We start from the raw sequence: 7,658 nt of genomic DNA, 5'->3' as shown, positions 1-7,658 counted from the left end.
GTAGTGTTCGTAGGCATCCATTTAGTTCACCTGCTCGTTGAATAGTTTGGCGATGGAGGCTTGGATTTCGGCTCCGAGGGTTTGGATTTCGGCCAGGGTTTGGGTGGGGTTGCCGAGTTCTTCGTACTGGTAGAAGTAGCGGGTGAAGGGGATCTCGTAGCCGATCTTGGTCTTGTCGGGGTCGACGTAGGCGTCAGCCGCGTAGGGGATGACTTCGCGTTGGATGTAGGCGTCGATGTCTTCGGCGAGCGGGATCTGTTCGGTGTCACGTAGCGCCGGGTCAGGTTCCGGGTTGCCCTTGGCGTCGCGGCAGATGTCTGCGGTCGGATCGGTTTCACCCAGGGCCGTCACGATTGCTTTTAGCAGCGGGGCACGCACAGCCAACCCAGCGCCCTTGAAGGCACTCTTGAGTACGGCCGTGAACTCGTCTCGGTTCTTCCACACCTGCTGCCCGTCGAGGGTTTCGAGGGTATCGATGATCGCCTGTTGGGTCTTCTTGCCGTCCTTGATCTCTTGGCTACGGGCGGGTTCGCTGCGTTTCTTCGAGGTGGCCAGATTCTTGAACGGGGTCTGCTCCCAGAGTCGCTCGATTCGTTCGGGTGTGGCGGTGAAGTTCAAACGTAGCGGACGTTCCACCGTGACTTCATGGAAGCCGAACTCGCAGGTGTCAAAGATCTTGGAGTGCTCGTCCTCGGTGAAGTCGCCGTAGATGCGCGCGATCTGGGCGATGTTGTCCTCGGTCAAGTATTTGCGTTTTTCGCCGAGCGGTTTGCGCATCCTGGCGAAGAGTCCGGTGGCGTCGATCAGTTGCACCTTGTTTTTGCGGATTGACGCTTTACGGTTGGAGAGCACCCAAACGTAGGTGAGGATACCGGTGTTGTAGAACATCTGGTCAGGCAGGGCGATGATGGCTTCCAGCCAGTCGTTTTCAAGAATCCAGCGGCGAATGTTCGACTCACCTTGCCCAGCCGAGCCGGTGAACAGCGGCGATCCATTGAACACGATCCCGATCCGAGTGCCCGGCGCGTTCTGGATATCAGCCGGATCGTAGGGCTTCATCTTCGAGATCATGTGTTGCAAGAACAGGAACGACCCGTCCGAAATACGCGGCAGACCGGCACCGAACCGGCCCTTCCACCCTCGCTTCTCGGCTTCGTCTTTGATCGGGTCGGCGTACTTCTTCCATTCCACGCCAAAGGGCGGGTTGCACAGCATGTAGTTGAATGTTCGTCCAGCTGTTCTGTCAGCGGTCAGCGAGTTGCCGAAGTAGATGCGTTCGGCGTCGTCACCTTTGATGAGGATGTCGGACTTTGCCACCGCGTAGGTTTGCGGGTTGAGTTCCTGCCCGTACACCTCAATCCGCGCCCCTTCGTTGAGCTCGTGGGCTCGTTCAATCGCGGCAGAAAGCATGCCACCGGTGCCGACCCCTGGGTCATACAGCGACGCCATGAAGCCGGGCTCGCAGATCGCGTTCATGTCTGGGCCGAACAGCACCTCGACCATGAGCTGGATGACTTCACGCGGGGTGAAGTGCTCACCTGCGGTTTCGTTCGACAGTTCGTTGAAGCGCCGGATCAGTTCTTCAAAGATCGAACCCATATCCTCGTTGGAGACCGCTGCAGGTGAGAAGTCTACGGCTGGGTCGGTGAAAGCATCGACGATTTGGTAGAGCAGATCGGAGCGATCCAGCCGATCGATCACGGTGTAGAAGTCGTAGGACTTCAGCACGTCGCGGGCGTTCCGCGAAAAGCCCTCCACGTAGGAGCGCAGGTTGCCCTCCAGGTTGTCAGGATCGTTCTTGAGCGTGTGCAGCGTGAACCTGGAGGCGTTCCAGAACGGATAGCCGGTAGCTCTCGCGTATTGGATGCGCTTGACCTCAGCCGGGACACCCTTCTGGTCACGGATTGCAAGCACGTCGGTCTTCGTGTCAACGAGCACGGAGTCGAGTCGGGTGAGCACCGTGAACGGCAAGATCACGTCTCCGTACTCGTGCTCCTTGTAGTCACCGCGCAGCAGGTTGGCGATCTTCCAAATGAAGCTGACATAGTTCGTTGTTTTCTCAGTGCTCATTCGGGTCAACTCCATCTTCCATCAATCGCTCGTAACGCTCATGCGACATGACCACCACGAGAGGCTTTCCGTAACGCAACACGTAGGCCACATCGTCACCATCAGCCACTTCCTTGAGCAGCTTCGATGCCTGACCACGTCCAAGGTCGCCGATGTTGATGTGCTTCATCGACTTCTTCGCCGTACGCTTCCGCACCATCGCCTCCTTCACCACGAGTTACCGTCAACGCCTCATTTTACCATAAATGCATGCAAAATATCGTCACAATATGCGCGAGATACTACATGTAATTTTGCATGTGATTCTTCGTGAAGATGGAGACATGCGCGCGAGCCAGGACGCCCCACAAGGTCGAAGGTGGGAACGGTCTTATCAATCACAATTGAGGGCACGCCCCCTCGCCAGATATCCGCTAACGCAAGCCCACCAGCAGACCCCCTCAACCAGAAATATGCACCAATCCAACGGGAAGATCGGGGACGAGCACCCGATTACTGAACCTCCAGCACGCCAGCGAACAACCCCAGAAACGACAAAACCCCTGCTCAACAGGGATTCAAGGGCTAAAGTGGTTTTTATCATTTTCGACGTCTAAGTATCCACGGGTTTCCGCCTGGACGGTGCCGGTACCTCAACCGAGGAACCGGCGCCATCTTGCTAGAAGCATGCTTTCTTCGATCGGTGCGCGCTTCTCAAGCGCAGGGAAGCACGCACCAGCAAGCTGAGGCCGTGGCCAACTATCCGTAGGCCGCACAGCAGAGGGCCCTGGTCTAAGACAGCGGTCCCTCATCTGAGGTCGCGGCGCGCCCAGCGCCTCCCCTACCTCAGTCCAAGCCCGCTCCCCGACCTCACTCTTCCGGCAACCCGCGAACTCGCCGGTAGCTCCACACCGCCATCGCGGCAATGAGGTCCAGGGGAATCGGCTGATCGAAGGGAATCTGCACCGCACCCTTGGAGGTCTTGTACGGCGCCAATTCCTGGACGAAGTGCTCGTTCGTCTCCGGGCCGGGATAGATCCCCAGGTGCTTCTTCTACGCCGCGAAGTGGATCATGACGCTACCCAGCGCCGACTCGCTCAGCCGTGCCGGCTACGTGTTCGCCGGGTGGAACACCGCCGCTGACGGCTCCGGCACCACCTACGCGGCCGGCTCGACCATCCCCGCGCCGGCCGACTCCAGCACGCTCTACGCCACCTGGACCGCCCTGCCCGCCACGATCACGCTCAACGTCGGGCAGGGCACCCTCAGCGGCGAGAACACCATCACCTCCGCCACCGGCCAGGCCATCACCCTGCCCGACGCCACGCAGGTCACCCGCACCGGCTACACCCTGGCCGGGTGGGCCGATGCCGAGGGCACGCTCGTGACCAGCCCCTATACCGTCCCCGCCGGCGGAGCATCGCTCACCGCCCAGTGGGTGGCCCAGTCCGCCAGCATCCAGATCAACGCCAACGGTGCCACCGGGTCCGTCGCGCCGCTGACCGGCGTCGCCAACGGCACCGTCACCCTGCCCGGCGCAGACGCACTCACGCGAGAGGGCTACACCTTCACCGGCTGGAACACCGCCGCTGACGGCTCCGGCACCTCCTACGCCGCAGGCGAGAGCGTCACCCTCTCGGCGACGTCACGCTCTACGCCCAGTGGACGCGCAGCGCCACCTCCGATGGCGTCGGCAACCAGGCCTCGGCCACTGCGAGCGTCACCGCCACTGACCAGGCCACCGCGTCTACCTCCGGGTCCGCCACCGGGTCCACCGTGGCCAGCCTGGCCAAGACCGGTGCCAGCGTGCTCGGTGGCCTCGTCGCCGTCGCCGCGCTGGTTGGCGGCGGACTGGTGCTCATGCGGCGCCATCGTCAGGACTGAGGCACAGTAGACCGCCACGAGCCGGGCAAGCCCGGCCGCTGGCCCTCACAGGTGTGGGGCCCGTGCTCTGACGAGTGCGGGCCCCACATGCCTGCACCCGGCCGAGCCTCGCTCCCCTCGGCCGGCCCGGCGTGGCGTCAGTCGATCTCCACGATCACCGGCACGTGGTCCGAGGCGCCCTTGCCCTTGCGCTCGTCACGATCGATCGCCGCGTCCCTCACCCTGGCCGCCAGCGCCGCAGAGGCGTAGACGAAGTCGATACGCATGCCCTCGTTCCGGGGGAACCGGAGCTTCTGGTAGTCCCAGTAGGTGTAGTTCGTGACCCGCGAGCGCGTGACCTCCTCCATGCCCACCTGCTCGAAGGCCACGAAGGCCGCCCGCTCCGGGCTCGACACGTGAGTCGCCCCCTCAAAGGCCACCATGTCCCACACGTCCTCATCGCGCGGGGCCACGTTCCAGTCGCCCACCAGCGCCAGCGGGAGGCCCGGGTCCTCGCTCAGCCAGGCGGCCACGTCCTCGCGCAGGGTGCGCAGCCAGTCCAGCTTGTAGGTGTAGTGCGGGTGGGTGAGCTCGCGGCCGTTGGGGACGTACAGGCTCCACAGCCGCACCGGGGCACAGGCGGGCGCTGCGGCGTCAGGTGCGGGCGGCGGCGTCGACCCTGCTGGCTGGCCGCCCACCGTCACGCCCAGGGCACGGGCCTCGACCACCGCGCCACCCAGGGACGCCGACTCCCAGGTGGGCTGGCCGGGGAAGGAGGTCTCGACGTCCGTCAGACCCACGCGCGAGGCGATGGCCACGCCGTTCCACTGGTTGAGGCCGTGGACCGCCAGCTCGTAGCCGGCCGCCTCGAAGGGCTCACGCGGGAACTGCTCCGGCTTGCACTTGATTTCCTGCATCGCCAGGACGTCGATGTTCTCGCGGTCCAAGAAGGCCATGACGCGGTCGACGCGGGTGCGGATGGAGTTCACGTTCCAGGTAGCCAGGCGCATGCGGTCAGGCTAGCGGAGAGGGGAGGGTTGGATCGGGGACGCTGGGGCGAGGTGGCCTGTGAGCAGGTGAGGCCAGGGTTCGGGCGGGGACGCTGGGGTTGGGGCCGTCGCTTCAGGTCCTGAACAGTCGGCTTCTGGCTGCGAGATTCAGCAGGGCCGTCGACTTAGGCCATCAACAGTCGATTCCGTGGGAAGCACCTTGGGTATCCGACTGTTCACGGCCTGAAACGACGGAAGAGGGGCAGGTGAAAGCATCAGATCGACGGTTCAGGGCCTGAAGCGACAGGAGAGGGGAGGAAGATCCGGCCCTTCTGCCGCAGGCGGGCAGCGGCGCCTAGGCTCGGGGCATGGGAACCGCACTCATCACCGGCGCCACCAGCGGAATCGGGCTGGAGCTCGCCTGGCAGCTGGCCGCCGCTCAGCACGACCTCGTCCTCGTCGCCCGCACCGCCTCACGCCTTGAGCAGGTCGCCGAGGAGCTGCGTCAGCTCGCCGGCATCCAGGTCCAGGTCATCGCTGCCGACCTGTCCGAGCCCATCGGCATCGAGGCCGTCGCACAACGCCTACGCGTCGCACGTCCCGCCGGTCCGCGCCCTGCCGAGGTAGCCCAGCGCCCCGTGGACCTGCTGGTCAACAACGCCGGATTCGCCGTCGGGCAACGATTCGTGGGCGGAGATATTGAGCAGGAGCGCCGCGCGATGGCCGTCATGGTGCGCGCCGTCATGGAGCTCACCCACGCCGCTCTGCCCGGGATGGTCGAGCGCGGTCACGGCGCGATCCTCAGCATCTCCTCCGCCACCGCGCTCACCGCCATGGGCACCTACGCCGCGCACAAGGCCTGGGTCCGCACCTTCACCGAGGGCCTGGCCTCCGAGCTGCGTGGGACAGGGGTGAGCGCGACCGTCGTCAACCCCGGGCTCACGCACTCCGACTTCCACGCGCGGGCCCACATGGACGAGGGCGCCTGGCCCGCCTTCGCCTGGCTCAACGCCGAAGACGTGGCGCGCCAGGCCCTGGCCGCCGTGCGGCGCGGTCAGGTGATTTGCACGCCGTCGGTCCGCTACCTGGCCGTCAACGCGGCGCTGCGTATGAGCCCGCGATGGCTTGTCCGCCGAGTTGCCGGGCACGCCTCCGTGCGCAACCAGTACTGAGCTCCGAGCTGGCCCGGCTCAGGCCATCAGCCCCCAGGCGAGCCAGCCCACCCATGCCGTCGCTGCGGCGTCGGCCAGGAACCAGGTGCACAGCCACAGCCACCCGGGCAGGTGCGTGAGCTGGGCGAGGGTGCCGTGGTCCTGGTGAGGGTCGGCGCTGCGGGCGACGTCCCCGAGCGAGCCCCACGCGCCTACGAGCATCACCAGCCCCACGCCCGCCAGGACGCCCGCGCGCCAGCTACCTCCCAGCCACCACAACGCAGTCGCCAGCGCGCCGACCGCCAGCACCACGCCGACCGTGCGCAGCGAGCGCGACATCACCAGCAGTACGAGGAGCATCACCAGCCCCACGCTGAGAACCACACCGCTCCAGCCCCGCAGCGCCGCAGCCACCACCGCCGCCCCCAGGAGCGCAGGCGCCGGGTAACTAGCCCAGGTAGTCAGTACCCGGCCGAGGCCCCGTGGCTTCCCGGCGGTCACCGCGTGGCCGGACAGGTCCTTGGACACCACGAAGCCCCAGAAACGCCGCCCCACCAGGATGCCGACCGCCGCATGGCCGGCCTCGTGGACCACGGTGACCAGAGTGCGGCCCCACCGGTGGGCTGGCGGCCAGGCAAGCGTGAGCAGGAGGATCACGAGGGCCGGCCACAGACTCACGAGCACTGCAGGCTCGGCAGGCTCGGCACGTTGGGCAACCTGCGACCACCGATCGGTCCGGCTCAGGTCCACCCAGCTCAGGTCCTTCTGGCTCAGCTCCGGCCGGCCCAGATCCGTCCAACCCGCTGCCGGCGCCGGGGCGGCGATTGCCGCGGAGGCGTGGGTCAGCAGGGCGCTCGGTGAGGCCAGAGGCAAAGAGGTGAACACGGGCGCGGTGTGGCAGGTCGGTCTGACCGCGGCCTGAGAGATCGCCGGTTCATGGCGCTGGGGGCTCCGATAGATGGGCTGCGGGGCCGGGGCGCGGTCGAGCTGGTGCTCCGGTGCGCTGCGGGGCCGGGCCGCCGTCGCGCCGGTACGCCGTCGCTGTCATGTGTGAGGGATCGTTGGTGAGCCGCGGTCGGTGAACCGTCCGGGATGAACCGTCGGTTTAGGCCGTTAACAGTCGATACCAGCGCGGGGAGCATGGCAACCGACTGTCCAGGACCTAAAGCGACAGAGGTGGGGATGGTTCTTGGGGGAAGCGACTGCCCAAGGCCTCAAGCACCGGGAACCACCTCCACAAAAACAATGCATATGAGAATCACCGATGAAGCGCCCCATTTTACTCGATGAGCAGCAATTGAACGCTCCACAATAGACGAAAATTGCGCCTGAGAGTGCACCCAGAAAATACTGTTGCCCCACCTCCCCAACAGGCCCCCTGACGGAAACCCTGAGCACATAGACGACTTCCATTCAGCAATACCCGGACGCGAACAACAATTCACTCTATGGTCGAGACACTCATCCCGACAGCGCAGTTCCACGCGAGCCAGACAGCAAAGGAGCTGTTCCGCGCAAACAGCAACCATATGGTTTTCTCAGCTCGAACCCGGGAGCATCACCGAGCTCATCGCCTTACTCCCCGGAATTCTCGCCATCGTGATCG

Annotated in this window: 6 protein-coding genes; 2 read left to right on the top strand and 4 right to left on the bottom strand. The window is 64.9% G+C overall.

All coding sequences use genetic code 11. The annotated features are described in order from the left end of the window. Window positions 1-21 precede the first annotated feature (21 nt). Entirely contained in the window at window positions 22-2,070 is a 2,049-nt protein-coding gene (locus HMPREF0058_RS02320) for a type I restriction-modification system subunit M (protein WP_040319485.1), read from the bottom strand. Then, window positions 2,060-2,239: a type II toxin-antitoxin system Phd/YefM family antitoxin gene (locus HMPREF0058_RS02315; RefSeq protein ID WP_248596992.1), complete on the bottom strand. Its 180-nt coding sequence runs from the start codon at window positions 2,237-2,239 to the stop codon at window positions 2,060-2,062. The genes HMPREF0058_RS02320 and HMPREF0058_RS02315 overlap by 11 nt, the downstream gene beginning before the upstream one ends. An 882-nt stretch (window positions 2,240-3,121) precedes the next feature. Here HMPREF0058_RS02315 and HMPREF0058_RS02310 point away from each other — a divergent pair. Further along, complete coding sequence (locus tag HMPREF0058_RS02310; protein ID WP_006548059.1) at window positions 3,122-3,943, top strand: InlB B-repeat-containing protein; 822 nt, start codon at window positions 3,122-3,124, stop codon at window positions 3,941-3,943. Window positions 3,944-4,070: 127 nt separating this feature from the next. On the opposite strand, the gene HMPREF0058_RS02305 is transcribed toward HMPREF0058_RS02310, so the two are convergent. Next, window positions 4,071-4,922 carry an exodeoxyribonuclease III gene (locus HMPREF0058_RS02305; protein WP_006548058.1) on the bottom strand — a complete coding sequence of 284 codons (852 nt, stop codon included), beginning with the start codon at window positions 4,920-4,922 and terminating at the stop codon, window positions 4,071-4,073. 347 nt (window positions 4,923-5,269) lie between these two features. On the opposite strand from HMPREF0058_RS02305, the gene HMPREF0058_RS02300 reads away from it, so the two are divergent. Then, window positions 5,270-6,073, top strand: a complete 804-nt coding sequence (locus HMPREF0058_RS02300) for an SDR family NAD(P)-dependent oxidoreductase (RefSeq protein ID WP_006548057.1) — start codon at window positions 5,270-5,272, stop codon at window positions 6,071-6,073. 18 nt (window positions 6,074-6,091) lie between these two features. Here the strand turns inward: HMPREF0058_RS02300 and HMPREF0058_RS02295 are convergent, their stop codons facing one another. Further along, window positions 6,092-6,802 carry a M50 family metallopeptidase gene (locus HMPREF0058_RS02295; RefSeq protein ID WP_048681089.1) on the bottom strand — a complete coding sequence of 237 codons (711 nt, stop codon included), beginning with the start codon at window positions 6,800-6,802 and terminating at the stop codon, window positions 6,092-6,094. Window positions 6,803-7,658 lie beyond the last annotated feature (856 nt).

The sequence above is a fragment of the Actinomyces urogenitalis DSM 15434 genome (assembly GCF_000159035.1).
Classification (GTDB): domain Bacteria; phylum Actinomycetota; class Actinomycetes; order Actinomycetales; family Actinomycetaceae; genus Actinomyces; species Actinomyces urogenitalis.
This window is presented reverse-complemented; position numbering and strand designations above follow the sequence as displayed.